Origin of the sequence: Kitasatospora sp. NPDC090308 (assembly GCF_044769485.1) — a bacterium.
Taxonomy (GTDB): Bacteria; Actinomycetota; Actinomycetes; order Streptomycetales; family Streptomycetaceae; genus Kitasatospora; species Kitasatospora fiedleri.
This window is the reverse complement of sequence record NZ_JBIVXY010000001.1, coordinates 293,751-313,288: the sequence shown is the minus strand read 5'-3', so window position 1 is coordinate 313,288 and position 19,538 is coordinate 293,751. Positions and strand designations below refer to the sequence as shown.

Annotated in this window: 11 protein-coding genes and 1 tRNA gene; 9 read left to right on the top strand and 3 right to left on the bottom strand. The window is 73.7% G+C overall.

All coding sequences use genetic code 11. From position 1 onward, the window contains the following. Positions 1 to 74: 74 nt before the first annotated feature. From lgt to ACIQVD_RS01265, 4 genes are all read left to right on the top strand, one after another. A complete protein-coding gene (gene lgt, locus ACIQVD_RS01280; RefSeq protein WP_400688293.1) occupies positions 75 to 1,091 on the top strand; it encodes a prolipoprotein diacylglyceryl transferase in 1,017 nt (338 codons plus the stop codon). A gap of 187 nt (positions 1,092 to 1,278) precedes the next feature. Continuing rightward, positions 1,279 to 2,019 carry a VIT1/CCC1 transporter family protein gene (locus tag ACIQVD_RS01275; protein ID WP_400688291.1) on the top strand — a complete coding sequence of 247 codons (741 nt, stop codon included), beginning with the start codon at positions 1,279 to 1,281 and terminating at the stop codon, positions 2,017 to 2,019. Positions 2,020 to 2,456: 437 nt separating this feature from the next. After that, entirely contained in the window at positions 2,457 to 7,052 is a 4,596-nt protein-coding gene (gltB, locus tag ACIQVD_RS01270; protein ID WP_402285188.1) for a glutamate synthase large subunit, read from the top strand. Beyond that, complete coding sequence (locus tag ACIQVD_RS01265) at positions 7,045 to 8,505, top strand: glutamate synthase subunit beta (protein WP_100835739.1); 1,461 nt, start codon at positions 7,045 to 7,047, stop codon at positions 8,503 to 8,505. Before gltB ends, ACIQVD_RS01265 begins: the two co-directional genes overlap by 8 nt. A 217-nt stretch (positions 8,506 to 8,722) precedes the next feature. On the opposite strand, the gene ACIQVD_RS01260 is transcribed toward ACIQVD_RS01265, so the two are convergent. Beyond that, positions 8,723 to 9,085, bottom strand: coding sequence for a nuclear transport factor 2 family protein (locus ACIQVD_RS01260; RefSeq protein ID WP_400688289.1), 363 nt, complete (start codon positions 9,083 to 9,085; stop codon positions 8,723 to 8,725). A gap of 105 nt (positions 9,086 to 9,190) precedes the next feature. Here ACIQVD_RS01260 and ACIQVD_RS01255 point away from each other — a divergent pair, with 105 nt between their 5' ends. The 3 genes from ACIQVD_RS01255 (at position 9,191) to ACIQVD_RS01245 (ending at position 14,415) form a co-directional block, all read left to right on the top strand. After that, complete coding sequence (locus tag ACIQVD_RS01255; RefSeq protein WP_402285185.1) at positions 9,191 to 11,848, top strand: AAA family ATPase; 2,658 nt, start codon at positions 9,191 to 9,193, stop codon at positions 11,846 to 11,848. Positions 11,849 to 12,030: 182 nt separating this feature from the next. Then, positions 12,031 to 12,900: a helix-turn-helix transcriptional regulator gene (locus tag ACIQVD_RS01250; protein ID WP_100835736.1), complete on the top strand. Its 870-nt coding sequence runs from the start codon at positions 12,031 to 12,033 to the stop codon at positions 12,898 to 12,900. A gap of 57 nt (positions 12,901 to 12,957) precedes the next feature. Beyond that, positions 12,958 to 14,415 (top strand): aldehyde dehydrogenase family protein, encoded by a 1,458-nt coding sequence (locus tag ACIQVD_RS01245; RefSeq protein ID WP_400688284.1) that lies wholly within the window; start codon positions 12,958 to 12,960, stop codon positions 14,413 to 14,415. A gap of 94 nt (positions 14,416 to 14,509) precedes the next feature. On the opposite strand, the gene ACIQVD_RS01240 is transcribed toward ACIQVD_RS01245, so the two are convergent. Next, complete coding sequence (locus tag ACIQVD_RS01240) at positions 14,510 to 16,351, bottom strand: bifunctional metallophosphatase/5'-nucleotidase (protein WP_400688282.1); 1,842 nt, start codon at positions 16,349 to 16,351, stop codon at positions 14,510 to 14,512. A gap of 447 nt (positions 16,352 to 16,798) precedes the next feature. On the opposite strand from ACIQVD_RS01240, the gene pyk reads away from it, so the two are divergent. After that, positions 16,799 to 18,226 carry a pyruvate kinase gene (pyk, locus tag ACIQVD_RS01235; RefSeq protein WP_402285182.1) on the top strand — a complete coding sequence of 476 codons (1,428 nt, stop codon included), beginning with the start codon at positions 16,799 to 16,801 and terminating at the stop codon, positions 18,224 to 18,226. A gap of 161 nt (positions 18,227 to 18,387) precedes the next feature. Beyond that, positions 18,388 to 19,326 (top strand): hypothetical protein, encoded by a 939-nt coding sequence (locus ACIQVD_RS01230; RefSeq protein WP_402285180.1) that lies wholly within the window; start codon positions 18,388 to 18,390, stop codon positions 19,324 to 19,326. Between the two features lie 106 nt (positions 19,327 to 19,432). On the opposite strand, the gene ACIQVD_RS01225 is transcribed toward ACIQVD_RS01230, so the two are convergent. Next, a tRNA-Leu gene (locus ACIQVD_RS01225) sits at positions 19,433 to 19,506 on the bottom strand. Between the last annotated feature and the right edge of the window lie 32 nt (positions 19,507 to 19,538).

Below are 19,538 nucleotides of genomic sequence, written 5' to 3'. Positions count from 1 at the left end.
CTGGCCGCGTGACGCTACCGTGACCCGCTCCGGTGCCGGTGGTGCCGGTGGGACACGGTAGCGTCGAGAGTGCCATGGATCTCGCATACATTCCGAGCCCGTCGCGGGGCGTCCTCAACCTGGGGCCCATCCCGCTGCGCGCCTACGCCTTCTGCATCATCATCGGTGTCGTCGTGGCCGTGTGGCTCGGCAGCAGGCGGTGGGTCGCCCGCGGCGGCGGCCGCCACACGGTCGGCGACATCGCGGTCTGGGCGGTGCCGTTCGGCCTGGTCGGCGGTCGGCTCTACCACGTCATCACCGACAACCAGCTGTACTTCGGTGCGGGCAAGCACCCGATCGACGCGCTGAAGATCTGGGAGGGCGGCCTCGGCATCTGGGGCGCCATCGCCTTCGGCGCGGTCGGCGCCTGGATCGGCGCCCGCCGCCGGGGCGTCCCGCTGCCCGCCTACGCCGACGCGATCGCCCCCGGCATCGCGCTGGCCCAGGCCTGCGGCCGCTGGGGCAACTGGTTCAACCAGGAGCTGTACGGCCGCCCCACCACCCTGCCCTGGGGCCTGAAGATCGACAAGACGCTCCCGGACGGCACCGTGGTCCAGGGCGTCTACCACCCGACCTTCCTGTACGAGTCGATCTGGTGCGTGCTGGTCGCGGTCCTGGTGATCTGGGCCGACCGGCGCTTCACCCTCGGCCACGGCCGGGCCTTCGCGCTGTACGTCGCCGCCTACACGCTCGGCCGGTTCTGGACCGAGTGGCTGCGGATCGACGAGGCGCACCGCTTCTTCGGCCTGCGCCTGAACGACTGGACCGCGATCCTGGTCTTCGTCGGCGCGATCGTCGCCCTCGTGCTCTCCGCCAGGTTCCGCCCCGGCCGCGAGGACCCGGACGCGATCGACCCGCAGGCCACCCGGGAGCGCGCCGAGGCCGGGGCCGCCGCCGCGGAGGCCGAGCCGGGGAACGAGCCGGAGCCGCAGGACGCCCCGGCCGACGCCCCCGCGCGGGCCCCCGAGGCCGCCGAGAACGCCGAGGCTGCCAAGGACACCGAGGCCGTCAAGGCCGCCAAGGTGCCCGGGGACGCCGAGCGGCCCTCCTGAGCCGAGGCTCCCGACCCCCGTTGGGGCCGCCCCCGCCGAGACCGGCGGAGGCGGCCCCAACTGCCTTTGGGCAGGCTTACTTTGCTGGAAACGCGCAGGTCAAACGGCTACGTTCGAAGGGCACCAGCAAGCCCGGCCGATCCGCGGCCCGGGGGGAACCGCCGTGCCCGGAAGGGGAGCCGTCCGCATGAGCACCATCACCGCAGACCCGCACACCGACAGCCCGCAGCCCCGGATACCCGACGCCGACCACCACCGGGACGTCAACGGCGGCTGGCTGCGCCCGGCCGTGTTCGGCGCGATGGACGGCCTGGTGTCCAACTTCGCGCTGATGACCGGCGTGGTCGGCGGCGCCGCCGCGCCGGGCACCGTGGTGCTCACCGGCCTGGCCGGGCTGGCGGCCGGCGCGTTCTCCATGGCGGCCGGCGAGTACACCTCGGTGGCCTCCCAGCGCGAGCTGGTGGAGGCCGAGCTGGAGGTCGAGCGGATCGAGCTGCGGCGCAACCCGCAGGGCGAGCTGGCCGAGCTGGCCGAGCTGTACGCGGCCCGGGGCGTCGACCCGGAGCTGGCCCGCGAGGTGGCCCGGCAGCTCTCCGCCGACCCGGAGACCACGCTGGCCGTGCACGCCCGCGAGGAGCTCGGCGTCGACCCGGAGGACCTGCCCTCGCCGCTGGTCGCCGCGCTCTCCTCGTTCGGCTGCTTCGCGCTCGGCGCGCTGCTGCCGGTGCTGCCCTACCTGCTGGGCGCGACCACGCTCCGGCCGGCCGCCCTGCTGGCGGTGCTGGGCCTGTTCGGCTGCGGCGCGGTGGTGGCCCGGGTGACGGCCCGCAGCTGGTGGTTCTCCGGCCTGCGGCAACTGGTGCTGGGCGGGGCCGCGGCGGGCGTCACCTACCTGCTGGGACGGCTGATCGGCGGGGCCGTCGGCTGACCCGCCGACCGGCCGTCACCCGGACGGCCTTGTACGAAAATCCAGACCTCTGTATAGTTATGCCATGGAGCGCGTGATGTTCCGCACATGGGCCCGAGCCTGCGCCTTGCCCTAGTCTCGACATCCGGCTGTCGACCCCGGGAATCGCAAGCGGGGCGGCGTCGACTTCGAAGAATCCCAGGTGGGACTCCTGAGGCGCGTGTGGCGAGGGCGTTTCGCCCCTGTTTCCCGGCCTCCGGCAGGGGGCACACTGGAGGGAACGCGCGACGCTGCGCCTTTCCCCCATCCGCCCCCTGACCTGGGGATCAGTCCGGGATGTGGACGCATGAATCCACTTCCCGGTACAGGCGGCATCATGTAACCTGCACCGACAAATCGCATCAGGGCCAACGTCGTCCCTTTGCATGAAGCAACTGTTTACGACGACGGGAGAGCCGATGCTGTCTGCATCCATGCACTCCGGCCACGAGGACGCCAAGGCCACCGGCCCCTACGCCCTCGTTCCGGACGCGCGTCCCCAGGCCCAGGGTCTCTACGACCCGCGCAACGAGCACGACGCCTGCGGCGTCGGCTTCGTGGCCACGCTGACCGGCATCGCCGACCACAAGATCGTCGAGCAGGCGCTGACCGTCCTGCGCAACCTGGAGCACCGGGGCGCCACCGGCGCCGAGCCGGACTCCGGTGACGGCGCGGGCATCCTGACCCAGATCCCGGACGCGTTCCTGCGTGCGAACACGGACTTCGAGCTCCCCGCCGTCGGCTCCTACGCGGTCGGCATCGCCTTCCTCCCGGACGGCGACGAGGAGGCCGCCGCCGCGGCCGCCCGGATCGAGGCCATCGCCGCCGAGGAGGGCCTGACCGTCCTCGGCTGGCGCGACGTCCCGGTCACCCCCGACCTGCTGGGCGCCACCGCCCGCAGCGTCATGCCGCGCTTCCGGCAGGTCTTCGTCACCCACGGCGAGCGCACCGGCATCGCGCTGGACCGGGTCTCCTTCGTGCTGCGCAAGCGCGCCGAGCGGGAGGCCGGGGTGTACTTCCCCTCGCTCTCCGCCCGCACCCTGGTCTACAAGGGCATGCTGACCACCGGCCAGCTGGAGCCCTTCTTCCCCGACCTGTCGGACCGGCTCTACGCCTCCGCGATCGGCCTGGTGCACTCGCGCTTCTCCACCAACACCTTCCCGAGCTGGCCGCTCGCCCACCCGTACCGCTTCGTCGCGCACAACGGCGAGATCAACACGGTCAAGGGCAACCGGAACTGGATGACCGCCCGGGAGTCCCAGCTCGCCACCGACCTGATCCCCGGCGACCTGGACCGGATCTTCCCGATCTGCACCCCGGACCACTCCGACTCGGCGTCCTTCGACGAGGTCCTGGAGCTGCTCCACCTCGGCGGACGCTCGCTGCCGCACTCGGTGCTGATGATGATCCCGGAGGCGTGGGAGAACCACGCCACCATGGACCCGGCCCGCCGCGCGTTCTACCAGTACCACTCCAACCTGATGGAGCCCTGGGACGGCCCGGCCTGCGTCACCTTCACCGACGGCACCCAGATCGGCGCGGTCCTGGACCGCAACGGCCTGCGCCCGGCCCGGTACTGGATCACCGAGGACGGCCTGGTCGTGCTCTCCTCCGAGGTCGGCGTGCTCGACATCGACCAGGAGAAGGTCGCCAAGAAGGGCCGCCTGCAGCCCGGCCGGATGTTCCTGATCGACACCGCCGAGCACCGCATCGTCGAGGACGACGAGATCAAGTCCGCCCTCGCCGCCGAGCACCCCTACGAGGAGTGGGTCGCGGGCGGGCAGATCCAGCTCGCCAAGCTCCCCGAGCGCGAGCACATCGCCCACACCCACGCCTCGGTCACCCGCCGCCAGCAGACCTTCGGCTACACCGAGGAGGAGCTGCGGGTCATCCTCGCGCCGATGGCCAGGACCGGCGGCGAGGCGCTCGGCTCGATGGGCACCGACTCGCCGATCGCCGCGCTCAGCGAGAAGCCGCGCCTGCTGTTCGACTACTTCACCCAGCTGTTCGCCCAGGTCACCAACCCGCCGCTGGACGCGATCCGCGAAGAGCTGGTCACCTCGCTGCACAGCAACCTCGGCCCCGAGGGCAACCTGCTGGACGCCAGCCCGGCGCACTGCCGCTCGGTCGGCATCACCTTCCCGGTGATCGACAACGACGAGCTGGCCAAGCTGGTCCACATCAACAAGGACGGCGACCAGCCCGGCCTGAAGGCCGTCACCCTGTCCGGCCTGTACAAGGTCGCGGCCGGCGGCCAGGGCCTGGCCGCCCGGCTGGCCGAGATCGCCGCCGAGGCCGACGCCGCGATCGCCGACGGCGCCCGCATCGTCGTGCTCTCCGACCGGCACTCGGACGCCGAGCACGCGCCGATCCCGTCGCTGCTGCTCACCTCGGCCGTCCACCACCACCTGATCCGCACCAAGCAGCGCACCCAGGTGTCGCTGCTGGTCGAGGCGGGCGACGTCCGCGAGGTGCACCACGTCGCGCTGCTGGTCGGCTACGGCGCCGGCGCGGTCAACCCGTACCTGGCCATGGAGTCGGTCGAGGACCTGGTCGCCCAGGGCGTGTTCGTGTCGGACATCGAGCCCGAGAAGGCGATCAAGAACCTGATCAAGGCGCTCGGCAAGGGCGTCCTGAAGGTGATGTCCAAGATGGGCATCTCCACCGTCGCCTCCTACCGCGGCGCGCAGGTCTTCGAGGCCATCGGCCTCTCCCAGGAGCTGGTGGACGCCTACTTCGCGGGCACCACCACCAAGCTCGGCGGCATCGGCCTGGACGAGATCGCCAAGGAGACCGCCGCCCGCCACGCCAAGGCGTACCCGGCCTCCGGTATCTCCGCCGCGCACCGCGCGCTGGACATCGGCGGCGAGTACCAGTGGCGCCGCGAGGGCGAGCCGCACCTGTTCGACCCGGAGACGGTCTTCCGCCTCCAGCACTCCACCCGCACCAAGCGCTACGACGTCTTCAAGCAGTACACCGGCCGGGTGAACGCCCAGTCCGAGCGCCTGATGACGCTGCGCGGCCTGTTCCAGCTGGACGCCCTGGGCCGGACCCCGGTCCCGATCGACGAGGTCGAGCCGGTCTCCGAGATCGTCAAGCGGTTCTCCACCGGCGCGATGTCCTACGGCTCCATCTCGATGGAGGCGCACGAGACGCTCGCCGTCGCGATGAACCGGCTGGGCGGCAAGTCCAACACCGGCGAGGGCGGCGAGGACCCGGAGCGCCTGTACGACCCCGAGCGCCGCTCGGCGATCAAGCAGGTCGCCTCCGGCCGGTTCGGCGTCACCTCCGAGTACCTGGTCAACGCCGACGACATCCAGATCAAGATGGCCCAGGGCGCCAAGCCCGGCGAGGGCGGCCAGCTGCCCGGCCACAAGGTCTACCCGTGGGTGGCCAGGACCCGGCACTCGACCCCGGGCGTCGGCCTGATCTCCCCGCCGCCGCACCACGACATCTACTCCATCGAGGACCTGGCCCAGCTGATCCACGACCTCAAGAACGCCAACCCGCAGGCCCGCGTCCACGTGAAGCTGGTCTCCGAGGTCGGCGTGGGCACCGTCGCGGCCGGCGTCTCCAAGGCGCACGCCGACGTGGTGCTGATCTCCGGCCACGACGGCGGCACCGGCGCCTCCCCGCTGACCTCGCTCAAGCACGCGGGCGGCCCCTGGGAGCTCGGCCTCGCCGAGACCCAGCAGACCCTGCTGCTCAACGGCCTGCGCGACCGCATCGTGGTGCAGACCGACGGCCAGCTGAAGACCGGCCGCGACGTGGTGATCGCCGCCCTGCTGGGCGCCGAGGAGTTCGGCTTCGCGACCGCCCCGCTGGTGGTCTCCGGCTGCATCATGATGCGGGTCTGCCACCTGGACACCTGCCCGGTCGGCGTCGCCACCCAGAACCCGGTGCTGCGCGAGCGCTTCTCCGGCAAGCCCGAGTTCGTGGTCAACTTCTTCGAGTTCATCGCCGAGGAGGTCCGCGAGCTCCTCGCCGAGCTGGGCTTCCGCTCGATCGAGGAGGCCGTCGGCCACGCCGAGCACATCGACGCCCAGGCCGCGATCGACCACTGGAAGGCCGCCGGGCTCGACCTGGCCCCGCTGTTCCACGTCCCCGAGCTGCCCGAGGGCGCGGCCCTGCACCACACCACCGGCCAGGACCACGCGCTCGACAAGGCGCTCGACAACCAGCTCATCGAGCTGGCCGAGGACGCCCTGGAGCGCGGCGAGGCCGTCCGCATCCAGCTGCCGATCCGCAACGTCAACCGCACCGTCGGCACCATGCTCGGCCACGAGGTGACCAAGCGGTACCGCGGCGCGGGCCTGCCCGAGGGCACCATCGACGTGACCTTCACCGGCTCGGCCGGCCAGTCCTTCGGCGCCTTCGTCCCGCGCGGCGTCACGCTGCGCCTGGAGGGCGACGCCAACGACTACGTCGGCAAGGGCCTGTCCGGCGGCGTGCTCGTGGTCCGTCCCGCCCGGGACGCCGCCGCGATCGGCGCCGACGCGCAGAACCACGTCATCGCCGGCAACACCATCGGCTACGGCGCCACCTCCGGCCGCATCCACCTGCGCGGCAAGGCCGGCGAGCGCTTCGCGGTCCGCAACTCCGGCGCCACCCTGGTGGTCGAGGGCGTGGGCGACCACGGCCTGGAGTACATGACCGGCGGCCGGGTGCTGATCCTCGGCGAGACCGGCCGCAACCTGGCGGCGGGCATGTCCGGCGGCATCGCCTACGTGCTCGACCTCCGCCCGGCCAACGTCAACAGCGGCATGGTGGGCATCGAGGCCCCCGGTGCGGCCGACCGCGAATGGCTGCGCGAGACCGTCCAGCAGCACTACGAGGAGACCGGCTCCACCGTCGCCGCCGCGCTCCTGGCCGACTGGGGCAGCGGGGTCTCCCGCTTCTCCAAGATCATGCCCACCGACTACAAGGCTGTGCTCGCCGCCAAGGACGCCGCTGAGCGCGATGGCCTCTCCGAGGTGGAGACCACTCGCAAGATGATGGAGGCGGCAAATGGCTGACCCCAAGGGCTTCCTGACCACGCCCAAGCAGCTGGCGGAGCGCCGTCCGGTGGACGTCCGGCTCCGCGACTGGAACGAGGTCTACGTCGAGCGCAGCCTCCTTCCGATCATCACCAAGCAGGCCGGCCGCTGCATGGACTGCGGCATCCCGTTCTGCCACAGCGGCTGCCCGCTCGGGAACCTGATCCCCGAGTGGAACGACCTCGCCTACCGGGACGACTGGTCCGGCGCGATCGAGCGGCTGCACGCCACCAACAACTTCCCGGAGTTCACCGGCCGCCTGTGCCCGGCTCCGTGCGAGTCGGCGTGCGTGCTGGGCATCAACCAGGACCCGGTGACCATCAAGAACGTCGAGGTCACCATCATCGACAAGGCCTGGGACCGCGGCGGGGTCACCCCGCAGGTCCCGGAGCGGCTGTCCGGCAAGACCGTCGCCGTGGTGGGCTCCGGCCCGGCCGGCCTGGCCGCCGCCCAGCAGCTCACCCGGGCCGGCCACACCGTGGTGGTGTACGAGCGCGCCGACCGGATCGGCGGCCTGCTGCGCTACGGCATCCCCGAGTTCAAGATGGAGAAGCGCCACATCAACCGCCGCATCGAGCAGATGCGCGCGGAGGGCACCCGCTTCCGCACCGGCGTCGAGGCCGGCGTCGACATCAGCGGCCAGGACCTGCGCTCGCGCTTCGACGCGGTGGTCATCGCGGCCGGCGCCACCACCGCCCGCGACCTGCCCGTCCCCGGCCGGGAGCTGAACGGCGTCCACCAGGCGATGGAGTACCTGCCGCTGGCCAACAAGGTCCAGGAGGGCGACTACGTCGACTCCCCGATCTCGGCCAAGGGCAAGCACGTGGTCGTCATCGGCGGCGGCGACACCGGCGCGGACTGCGTCGGCACCGCGCACCGCCAGGGCGCGGCCTCGGTCACCCAGCTGGAGATCATGCCGCGGCCGTCGGACGCCCGGCCGGCCCACCAGCCGTGGCCGACCATGCCGATGACCTACAAGGTCACCTCGGCCCACGAGGAGGGCGGCGAGCGGGTCTACTCGGTCTCCACCTCGCACTTCGTCGGCGACGAGGACGGCAACGTCCAGGAACTCCACCTGGTCGAGGTCGAGTTCAAGGACGGGAAGTTCGAGACCGTCCCCGGCAGCGAGAAGGTCATCCCGGCCCAGCTGGTCACCCTGGCGATGGGCTTCACCGGCACCGACGTCAAGAACGGCCTGGTCGAGCAGCTCGGCGTCGACCTCGACGCCCGCGGCAACGTCGCCCGGGACGGCAAGTTCGGCACCAACGTCGACGGGGTGTACGTTTGCGGTGACGCCGGTCGCGGTCAGTCGCTGATCGTCTGGGCGATCGCGGAGGGCCGCTCGGCCGCCGCGGCGGTCGACGCGTACCTGGGCGGCAAGACCGCGCTCCCCGCCCCGATCAAGCCGACCGACCGTCCGCTGGTGGTCTGACCGACCGCCAGTCGGTGGTCCGACGACCACCGGCCCCAGAACGCCCACGCCCCCCGCGAGGGGGGTACGGCCGACAAACACCGACCCGCCAGAGCCGCCGGGACCCGGTCATCGCGACGCCTGCCCACTCCCCGACCAGGTAAGGGCAGGCGTCGTTGTCGTTCCCGGCGGCGTTCCGGGCGGCGTTCCCGGTGGCGGGCGGCGGGCGGCGGGCGGCTCAGGCCGACGGGACCTTGTCCAGGAAGCCGACCACCGTGGCGATCCGGCCGTCCGCGGTGGCGGTGAGCACGTCGAAGCCGACCACCAGGGCCTCCGCGGTCCCGTCCGCGGCCAGCTCCCAGGTGAAGCGGGCGACGTCGTGGTGCGCGTCGACCGGGCCGAGGCGGAAGACCAGCCCGGCGAACTGGGCCTGGACGGCGGCCAGGGCGGCGTCGAACTGCTCGTGGCCGCGGGTCTCCACCAGCGGGTCGGTGTACGCGCCCCCGGGCGCCCAGGTCTCCTCGACCAGCTTGCGCCGGGCGGCCGGGTCGGTCTCGTTCCAGGCGGCGAGGTAGCGCTCGGCGAGGTGCTGCAGGTCCATGACGGCTCCTTGGGTTCGCTGTGTTGCGTGGTCTCTCCTTGCGGGACAAGAAGTTACGGAGATCGCGGGCCCGGGGAATCGGTCGCGCATGGGTAGGGTCGACCCATGCTGTACGGACGGGGGACGGAACGGGCCGCGGTCGACCGGCTGCTCGCGGCGGCCGGCGGGGGACGGGCCGGGGCACTGGTGCTGTGCGGGGAGCCGGGCATCGGCAAGAGCGCGCTGCTGGACGCGGCGGCCGAGCGGGCCGACGGATGGCGGGTGCTGCGGGCGGCCGGGGTGGAGAGCGAGGCCCGGCTGCCGTACGCGCTGCTCAGCCAGCTGCTGGCACCCGCCCTGGACCGGATCGGCGGCCTGCCCGGGCCGCAACGGGCCGCGCTGGAACGCACCCTGGGACTGGCCGAGGGCCCGCCCGGGGACCGGCTGCTGGTCGGCCTGGCGGTGCTCACCCTGCTCGGCGACCTCGCGGAGCACGGGCCGGTGCTGGCCCTGGTGGACGACCTCCAGTGGGCCGACCCGGAGTCCGCGGCGGCGCTGCGGCTGGCGGCCCGCCGGCTCGGCGCCGAGCGCCTGGCCCTGCTGCTGGCGACCCGGGAGGACGGGCCGGACCCGGCCGGGCTGCCCCGACTGCGGGTCGAACCGCTGGCCGAGCCGGACGCCGCCGCCCTGCTGGCCGAGCTGGCCCCCGAACTCGCCGACCCCGCCCGGGTGCTGGCCGCCGCCGGGGGCAACCCGCTGGCACTGCGCGAACTACCGGCGGCCGGGGCCTCCGGCGCCCTGCCGCCCGCCGGACGGCTCCGGCTCGCCTACCACGGCCAGGTCAGCCGGCTGCCCGGCACCGCGCAGCGCTGGCTGCTGCTGGCCGCCCTGGAGGAGACCGGCGCCCTGGAGGTGCTGCTGCGGGCCGCGGAGCACAGCGGGCTGAGCGCCGCCGACCTGGCGCCCGCCGAGGCGCAGGGCCTGCTCCGGGTCGACCTGACGGCGGGCCGGGCGGTCTTCCGCCACCCGCTGCTGCGCTCCGCGCTGGTGGACCGGGCCCCGCTGGCCGACCGGCTGGCCGCGCACCGGGCGCTGGCCGCCGCCTACGGGCCCGGGGAGCCGCTGCGGCGGGCCTGGCACCGGGCGCTGGCCGCCACCGGCCGGGACGCGGACGCGGCCGGGGAGCTGGCGGCGGCGGCCGACGCGGCGGCCTCGCGCGGCGGGCACACCGGGGCCTCGGCGGCGTACGAGCGGGCCGCCCGGCTCAGCCCCGACCCGGTGGCGGCCCGCCGCTGGACGGTGGCGGCGGTGGAGGCCGCGCTGGAGGCGGGCGAGGTCGAGCGGGCCGAGCGGCTGGCCGCCGCCGCCGACCGACCGGACGCCGACCCGGTGACCCGGGCGCACCTGCTGTTCGCCCGCGGGGTGGCCGAGTTCTGGCGCGGCGAGCACCGCCCCGCGCACCGGCGGCTGACCGAGGCCGCCGCGCTGGTCGCCGCCGACCACCCCGGCCCGGCCGCCCGGGTGCTGGTCCAGGCCCTGCACGTGGCCTGGTACGACGGCCTCCCGGAGGTGCGGCGGACCCTGGCGGCGCTCACCGCGCTGCGGCTGCCGGACGGCGACCCGCTCGCCCCGGTGGCCCGCTACCTGGACGCCGCGCTGGGGGAGGCGGACGGCCCCGCGCTGGCGGAGGCGGAGCGGGCGGCCCGGGCGGCCGGCGCGGCCGTCCCGGTCGACCTGGTGCTGCCGTGCGGGGCCGGGCTGGTGCCGGGCCACGACGCCGAGGTGCTCGACCTGTCCCGCCGCCTGGTCCGCGAGGCCCGCGAGACGGGCTCCTTCGGGACGCTGCCCACCCTGCTGTTCTTCCTCGCCGAGGCCGAGCTCTTCGACGGCCGCCCCGGCCTGGCCGCCGACCACGCCGCCGAGGCGTTGCAACTCGCCCGGGACACCGGACAGCCGCTGTGGACCGGCCAGGTGCACGGCTTCCTGGCCTACCTGGCCGCCGCCCGCGGCGAGAGCGACCCGTGCCGGGCGGAGGCCGCCGCGGCCTTCGACCGGGGCGGCGCGGGCACCTCCTGGGCCCGCTGGGCGCTCGGCCTGCTCGACCTGGGCGCCGGCCGGGCCGAGGACGCCCACGGGCAGCTGGCCGCGCTCACCGGCGGCGCGCACGGCCACCAGGTGAGCGCGGTCCGCGCGGTGCCCGACCTGGTCGAGGCCGCGGTGCGGCTGCGCCGGGACGAGGAGTGCGCCGACCCGCTGGCCCGGTTCGAACGCTGGGCCGAGCGCGCCGACCGGCCGTGGGCCCGCGCCCTGGTGCACCGCTGCCACGCGCTGCTGGCCCCCGACCAGCTCGCCGAGGACCTCTACCGGCAGGCGCTGGCCGCGCACGCCGAGCAGCCCCGCCCCTGGGAGCAGGCCCGCACCGAGCTGCTGTACGGCGAGTGGCTGCGCCGGGCCCGGCGCCGGGCGGAGGCCCGGGCGCCGCTGCGCTCCGCCGAGCTGGCCTTCCGGCGGCTGGGCGCCGCGCCCTGGGCGGAGCGGGCCCGGCTGGAGCTGGACGCCACCGGTGCGCCCGCCGCCGCGTCCGGCCCGGACCGGACGGTGGCCGGGCTGACCCCGCAGGAGTCGCAGATCGTCCGGCTGGCCGCGCAGGGCCTGTCCAACCGGGACATCGCCGCCCAGCTGTTCCTGAGCGCCCGCACCGTCGGGCACCACCTGTACAAGGCGTACCCGAAGCTCGGGGTGGGCTCCCGGGCCGAGCTGGCGGACGTGCTGTCCGGGTCGTGACCGGGCGGGCCGCCCGGGCCGTGACGTGCGGCCCGGGCCGGCCGGGCTGTCCGGGGCGGAGTCGAAACCCGGGCTCGTACAACGGATTGGCCAAATACCGGAAGGACCTCGCGGAGTGTCGTCGCCCAGTGGCAGACTGCATCCCACGGGGTCCACTTGGCGTTCCTGGGGCGGAGGTTTGCATGACGGGCCTGCAGACGGGCAGCGGTGCGACCGCGCGTCGCATCCAGTTGGGCGCCCAGCTGCGGCGCCTGCGCGAGGCCCGCGGCGTGACCCGGGAGGACGCCGGGTACTCGATCCGGGCCTCGGAGTCGAAGATCAGCCGGATGGAGCTCGGCCGGGTCGGCTTCAAGCAGCGCGACGTGGCGGACCTGCTGACGCTCTACGGCGTCGACGACGAGGAGTCCCGGGCCTCGCTGCTCGGCCTGGTCGGCGAGACCAACGCCCCGTCCTGGTGGCACGGTTACGGGGACGTCGTCCCCGGCTGGTTCCAGACGTACCTCAACCTGGAGGACGCGGCGAACCTGGTGCGCAGCTACGAGGTGCAGTTCGTGCCCGGGCTGCTGCAGACCCCCGAGTACGTGCACGCGGTGATGCGGGCCGGCAGCCCGACCGCCCCCGACGAGGAGATCGCCCGCCGGGCCGCGGTGCGGCTGCGCCGGCAGCAGCGCTTCCTGGCCCCCGGGGCGACCGCCCGGCTGGAGCTGATCGTGGACGAGACGGCGTTGCGCCGCCCGTGCGGCGGCCCCGAGGTGATGGGCGGTCAGCTGGCCAGGCTGGCCGAGCTCTCCCGGCGCGAGACGATCAGCCTGCGGGTGCTGCCGCTGGGCATGGGCGCGCTGGCGGCGGACAGCGGGGCGTTCACGGTGCTGGGCTTCCCCGAGCCGGACTTGGCGGACGTGGTCTACGTCGAGCAGTTCACCACCGCGCTGTACCTGGACAAGCCGGTCGAGGTGGCCGAGTACACGACCGCGCTGGAACGGGTGTCGGCGGCGGCGCTGTCCGAGGAGGAGACCCGGTCGCTTCTGGCGGAGATCCTCCAAGACGCCTGAACCGCAATTAAGATGATGATCCGTCAGTAGGTGGTCGTTAGTGCCGAGAGGGATCTGATGTCCTTGATCGCGGAACTCGCCCAGCAGTACATCGACGGTCAGTGGCGGGAGGGGACCGGCTCCTGGGACATCGTGGACCTCGACCCCTTCAGCGGGGAGAAGCTCGCCTCCTTCACCGTCGCCACCGCCGAGGAGATCGACCAGGCCTACCGCGCCGCCGAGCGCGCCCAGCCCGCCTGGGCCGCCACCAGCCCCTACCAGCGGCGCCTGGTCTTCGAGCGCGCCCTGCGGGTGGTCGAGGAGCGCGAGGCGGAGATCCTCCGGGTGATGACCGTCGAACTCGGCGGCACCCTGATGAAGTCCGGCTTCGAACTCGCCCTGGTCAAGGACATGATCCGGGAGGCCGGCGCGCTGGCGCTGCGCGCCGAGGGCCGCATCCTGCCCTCGCCGATGCCGGACAAGGAGAACCGGCTCTACCGGCTCCCGGTCGGCGTGGTCGGCGTGATCAGCCCGTTCAACGCCCCGGTCTTCCTCTCGCTGAAGGCCGTCGCCCCGGCGCTCGCCCTCGGCAACGCGGTCGTCCTCAAGCCGCACCAGGACGCCCCGGTGGCCGGCGGCACCCTGATCGCGAAGATCTTCGAGGAGGCCGGGCTGCCGGCCGGCCTGCTGAACGTCGTCCTCACCGACATCGCCGAGATCGGCGACGCGTTCATCGAGCACCCGGTGCCCAAGGTCATCGCCTTCACCGGCTCCGACGGGGTCGGCCGGCACGTGGCCACGGTCGCCGCGAGCCACCTCAAGCGGGTCGTCCTCGAACTCGGCGGCAACAGCGCGCTGGTGGTCCTCGACGACGCCGACGTCGACTACGCGGTGGGCGCCGCCGTCGCCAGCCGCTTCGTCCACCAGGGCCAGATCTGCATGGCCGCCAACCGCATCCTGGTCGACCGCGCGGTGTTCGACGAGTTCAGCGAGAAGTTCACCGCCAAGGTGGCCTCGCTGGTGGTCGGCGACCCCGGCGACCCCGCCACCCAGCTCGGCCCGCTGATCAACGCCGCCCAGGCCGAGGCGATCACCGCCGAGGTCGAGCGCGCGGTGGCGGCCGGCGCCCGCCCCCTGCTGCACGGCACCACCGTCGGCACCCTGGTCCGGCCCACCGTCCTCACCGACATCCCGGCGGACGACCCGATCCTGCGCCGGGAGGTGTTCGGCCCGGTCGCGCTGCTGATCCCCTTCGACGGCGAGGACGAGGCGGTCCGGATCGCCAACGACACCCCGTTCGGCCTGTCCGGCGCGGTGCACACCGCGAACGTCGAGCGCGGCGTGCGGTTCGCCCAGCGGATCGACACCGGCATGATCCACGTCAACGACGGCACGATCGCGGACGAGCCGATCGTGCCGTTCGGCGGCGAGAAGAACTCCGGGGTCGGCCGGCTCGGCGGCGACAGCAGCCTGGACGCGTTCACCACCGTCAAGTGGATCTCGATCCAGCACGGGCGCTCGCGCTTCCCGTTCTGAGCCGGGCCGCCCGCGCGGCTCCGGCGGCAGCGGAAGGGGCCGTCCGGGAGGGTGACTCCCGGGCGGCCCCGCGTCCTTGACGGCGTGCCGGGTGCTAGAAGACCGGGACGCCGGCCCGGACCAGGCGCCAGCCGCCGTTGGCGCCGCCGGAGAAGTCGGCCGGGTCGATGACGCCCTTGGCCTTCACCCAGGTGATCATCGTGTTGCGGATCTCGTCGGAGTCGGCCCACACCTGCCGGGCGGCCGCGACGTGCGGGAAGTTGCCGCCGCCGCTGGCGCGGTAGTTGTTGACGGCGAGGACGAACTCCGCCGCCGGGTCGACCGGCGCGCCCTGGTGCGACAGGTTGGTGATGCGGCTGCCGACCGGCTGCGCGATGTCGATGTCGTAGGACAGGCCGTAGATCGAGTCGTAGTTGTAGTCGGGGGTGTTGTCGGCCTGGTTGGTCAGCGCGTCCCGGTCGACCGGGGCCCCGGGGGCGACCTGGGCGTAGTACTTGGCGGAGTACTCCAGGTAGTCCTTGAGTTGGGCGCCGGTCAGGACGCGGGCCTCCAGGGTGTTCTCGTAGATGTACAGGCCGGCCGCGTCGCGCAGCTTGACCTGGCCGGCCGGGATGACCGCGGTGCGGTTGAACGGCGCGGCCTGGGCGAGCACCGGCAGGGCCGCGTACGGGCCGCCGGCCAGCGCGTCGCGCACCGCGTCGGCCTGGACCCGGCCGATCAGGTCGATGATCGGGGTGTCCCGGAAGCGGGACTCGGCGATGGAGAGGGTCTCCTTGCAGGTGCCGATGACCTGGTTGACGTACGCGACGACCTTCCGGTGCTGGTCCTTGACCAGCTTGACGACCTTCGGGTCCTCGGCGACGGTGTTGGAGTTCAGCAGCCGCGCGCTGACGCCGGTGACGGTCCACTGGCCGCGGGCGTACTCGACCTCGAAGTCGAAGCAGGTCAGCCGCTCGCCCCAGAGCGCGGGCTCGGACAGGACGACGTTCCTGCCGGTCGCGGTGTTGACCACGATCCGCTGCGGGACCTCCTTGTGGGCGTGGCCGACCAGGATCGCGTCGACGCCGGGCACGGTCGCGGCGATCTGGGCGCCCGCGTTCTCCGCGTACGGCAGCTGGTCGCCCCAGGAGGAGGAGCCGTCCACGCCGGTGTGCGCGGTGATCACGACCACGTCGGCGCCGGCCGCGCGGACCTTGGGGACCCACTTGGCGGCGATCTCGGGGATGCCCGGGAAGGCCAGCTGACCCTGCACGTTGGCCTTGTCCCAGATGGCGATGCCGGGGTTGGTCAGGCCGAGGATGCCGACCCGGACCGGGCGGCCGTGGCCGAGGTGCAGCTCGCGGATGACGTAGGGCGGGAAGGCCGGCTTCTCGTCCTTGACGTTGACCGCGTTGGCGCCGAGCAGCGGGAAGTCCAGCTGCCGCTGGTAGGCGCGCAGCAGCGGGATGCCGTAGTTGAACTCGTGGTTGCCGAGCGCGGCGGCGTCGTAGCCCATGGCGTTCATGGCGGCGGCCATCGGGTGGCGCGGGGGGCGCTTGCCGGTGATCGGCTCGATCCGGGCGTAGTAGTACGAGAGCTGGGTGCCCTGGATGGTGTCGCCGGCGTCGATCAGCAGGGTGCGGCCGCGGCCCTTCTCCTTGCGGACCTGCTCGACCAGGGTGGAGATCTTGGCCAGGCCGACGTCGTTGTGCGCGGCGTCGTCGTACTCGGAGTCGGTGAAGTACTCCCAGTTGAGGACGTGGCCGTGCAGGTCGGTGGTGCCCATCACGGTGAAGGCGCCCTTGAACGGGACGGGGCCCCTGCCGTGGGACTCGTCCCGGTCGTGGTCCGCGGCGGCGGCGGGGGTGGCCGCGGCGGCGGACAGGCCGCCGACCAGGGCGGCGCCGGCCGCGGTGGCGGCGGAGCGGGTGACGAAGTCACGGCGGTTGAGGGACATCGAGGACTCCAAGTCGGCGGTACGGGAGGTCAGCCGGCGTCCGGGGCGGGGCAGGTGACACCCCGCCACCCGTGGTGACGCGCGTAGAAAACGCGACTGGCAGTCTGCCGCTTTCCGGCCGCCGGGGCCAGACCCCTCCGCCGTCCAACGGGTGAGATCCCGGTGACCCCCGGGCGACGCGGCCGTCCGCGGCCGTCCGCCGCGTGCCGATCGCGGGTCTGCCGCGGGCCGATCGCGGGCCCGTCCGGTGGCCGACTGCGGGCCCGTCCGGTGGCCGCCGGCCCGTCCCCCGGCGAACTCCCGTGCGTCAATCCGGGCGCCGGCCGCTCACCCCGCGCGCCACCGTTCGCACGGTGCGGGTCCGTTCACCGAATCTTCTGCCAACTGCCATGGCGGGACTGGCCGGAACCGCGCTGTTACGACCCGGTAATGCCTAGGCTCTGCTGTATGCGCCGAGCAAAAATCGTTTGTACTCTCGGGCCTGCCGCAGACTCGTACGACCAGATCAAGGCCCTGGTCGACGCCGGCATGGACATCGCCCGACTGAACCTCAGCCACGGCTCCCACGCGGAGCACGAGGACCGCTACCACCGGGTCCGCAAGGCCTCGGACGAGACGGGCCGCAGCGTCGGGGTGCTGGCCGACCTCCAGGGCCCGAAGATCCGCCTCGCCACCTTCGCCGACGGGCCGGTCCTGCTGGAACGCGGCGACGAGTTCACCATCACCGTCGACGACGTCCCCGGCGACCGGGAGGTCTGCGGCACCACCTACAAGGGCCTGGCCGCGGACGTCTCGCCCGGCGAGCGCATCCTGGTCGACGACGGCCGGGTCACCCTGGAGGTCACCCGCGTCGACGGCCCCCGGGTGCGCTGCGCCGTCGTCGAGGGCGGACTGGTCTCCGACCACAAGGGCCTCAACCTCCCCGGTGTCGCCGTCTCGGTGCCCGCGCTCTCCGACAAGGACGTCGAAGACCTGCGCTGGGCGCTGCGGACCGGGGCCGACATCGTCGCGCTGTCGTTCGTGCGCAGCGGGAAGGACGTCGAGGAGGTGCACCGGATCATGGCCGAGGAGGGCCGCCGGATCCCGGTCATCGCCAAGATCGAGAAGCCGCAGGCGGTGGAGAACCTCGAATCCATCGTGGACGCCTTCGACGGCATCATGGTCGCCCGCGGCGACCTGGGCGTCGAACTCCCGATGGAGCAGGTGCCGATCGTCCAGAAGCGCGCGGTCAAGCTGGCCAAGCGCAACGCCAAACCGGTGATCGTCGCCACCCAGATGCTGGACTCGATGATCAACGCCTCCCGGCCGACCCGGGCCGAGGCGTCCGACGTCGCCAACGCGGTGCTGGACGGCACCGACGCGGTGATGCTCTCCGGCGAGACCTCGGTCGGCAAGTACCCGGTCGAGACGGTCCGGACCATGGCCCGGATCGTCGAGGCCGCCGAGGAGGAGGTCCTGGCGGAGGGCCTGCCGCCGCTCACCGCGAGCGGCAAGCCCCGCACCCAGGGCGGCGCGGTGGCCCGGGCCGCCGCCGAGATCGGCGACTTCCTGGACGCCAAGTACCTGATCGCGTTCACCCAGAGCGGCGACACCGCCCGCCGGCTGACCCGCTACCGCTCGCCGATCCCGGTCCTGGCGTTCACCTACGAGCCCGCCGTGCGCAGCCAGTTGGCGCTGACCTGGGGCGTGGAGACCTTCCTCGGCCCGTTCGTCACCACCACCGACGAACTGGTCGCCCAGGTCGACTCCGCGCTGTTGAGCCTGGGCCGCTGCGCGCCCGGCGACGTCGTGATCATCACCGCCGGGTCCCCGCCCGGCCTGGCCGGCTCCACCAATCTGGTGCGGGTGCACCACGTCGGCGAACCGGCCAACTGACGGCCCGCGGCCGGGCCCGCCCGCCGCGCACCGGACGCGGGGGCGGGCCCGGCCGCCGCGTGACGGGCCGTCAGCGGCTCCCCGCGCCCCCGGCGCGTTGTCGGTAGCATGCCCCGGGGGTCCCGGGGCCGGGCCGCGCCGGGAACGGGGGAAGGAACCGCTTGATACGCCGCCGCACCGCCGTGCTCTGCGCCGCGGCCGTCCTCACCGCCGGCTGCACCCCCTACGGCGCGGACACCCTGCGGGAGGTGGCGTCCGGGAGCCCCACCGGCCCCGCGGCCCGGAGCGTGGCCGTCGACCGGACGGCGTGGTGGGGCGGCAGCTCCTACCGGCTCACCAAGGTCACCGCGACCACGCAGCCCGACGGCCGCACCGCGGTCGAACTCGTCCTGGGCGTCGTCGTCGAGTCGCCGGTGCCGGCCGCGCCCGCCCTGCCCCGGGTGGCGCTGGAGTCCGACGGCGTCGCGGTCAGCGGCCCGCTGGAGGTCCGGCCGCCGCCGTTCGGCTACGCCTCGCTGACCGTCACCGTGCAGGACGTCGGCACCCCCGGGCAGCCGCTGGACCCGGACCGCCTCGCCCTGGTGCTGGCCGCCCCCGGCGCGGCCCGCGCGGTGCTGCCGGTGGGCGCCCGCGCCGGACAGGACGCGGTCGACCTCCGGCCGACCCCGCTGCGCGCCTCCACCGGCGTGGTGCGCACCGGCCGCTACCGGCTGCTGCTGGCCTCCGCCCGGCTGCGCGAGGACTGCACCGGCAGCCCCGTCCCGGCCCCCGCGGTGCCGCTCGGCACCACGCCCTTCGTGCCCCGCGCGCTGCGCGCCCTGAAGCCCGGCCAGCACAGCGCGGAGATCCTGTTCGACGCCCCGGCCGGCACCACCGCCGACCGGCTGGACCTGCACCTGACCCTGCCCGACGGCCGCCGGCTCGCCCCCAGCGCCCCGATCGGCGCCACCGCCTACGTCGGGCGGCCGGACACCGTCAGCCTGGCGGCCTGGTTCGACTTCTACGGGGAGACCGCCGGCACCTACACCCTGGAGGCGGCGGACGGCTCGGCGGAGGGCGCCGCGGCCGGGCCGGTGTCGATCACGCTCGCGGCCGGGTGAGACGCCGGGTGAGACGCGGGGCGGGACGCCGGGTGAGGCGCCGGGTGAGACGGATCTCGCGCAGGGAGGAACGGCGGCCGGCGCCGCCTTGGATTCGAAGAGAAAGTGCCCCGAGTGGGATTCGAACCCACACCGGACGGTGTTTGAGACCGTTGCCTCTGCCGATTGGGCTATCGGGGCCCAGCGGAACGAAGGTTCAACCCCCCACCGCG

Excerpts from the sequence above, each read along its gene's own strand:
- lgt (WP_400688293.1), top strand. The coding sequence starts at position 75 with ATGGATCTCGCATACATTCCGAGCCCGTCGCGGGGCGTCCTCAACCTG.
- gltB (WP_402285188.1), top strand. The coding sequence starts at position 2,457 with ATGCTGTCTGCATCCATGCACTCCGGCCACGAGGACGCCAAGGCCACC.
- ACIQVD_RS01260 (WP_400688289.1), bottom strand. The coding sequence starts at position 9,085 with ATGGACCTGCAGCACCTCGCCGAGCGCTACCTCGCCGCCTGGAACGAG.
- ACIQVD_RS01255 (WP_402285185.1), top strand. The coding sequence starts at position 9,191 with ATGCTGTACGGACGGGGGACGGAACGGGCCGCGGTCGACCGGCTGCTC.
- ACIQVD_RS01240 (WP_400688282.1), bottom strand. The coding sequence starts at position 16,351 with ATGTCCCTCAACCGCCGTGACTTCGTCACCCGCTCCGCCGCCACCGCG.
- pyk (WP_402285182.1), top strand. The coding sequence starts at position 16,799 with ATGCGCCGAGCAAAAATCGTTTGTACTCTCGGGCCTGCCGCAGACTCG.
- ACIQVD_RS01250 (WP_100835736.1), top strand. The coding sequence starts at position 12,031 with ATGACGGGCCTGCAGACGGGCAGCGGTGCGACCGCGCGTCGCATCCAG.
- ACIQVD_RS01245 (WP_400688284.1), top strand. The coding sequence starts at position 12,958 with ATGTCCTTGATCGCGGAACTCGCCCAGCAGTACATCGACGGTCAGTGG.
- ACIQVD_RS01265 (WP_100835739.1), top strand. The coding sequence starts at position 7,045 with ATGGCTGACCCCAAGGGCTTCCTGACCACGCCCAAGCAGCTGGCGGAG.
- ACIQVD_RS01275 (WP_400688291.1), top strand. The coding sequence starts at position 1,279 with ATGAGCACCATCACCGCAGACCCGCACACCGACAGCCCGCAGCCCCGG.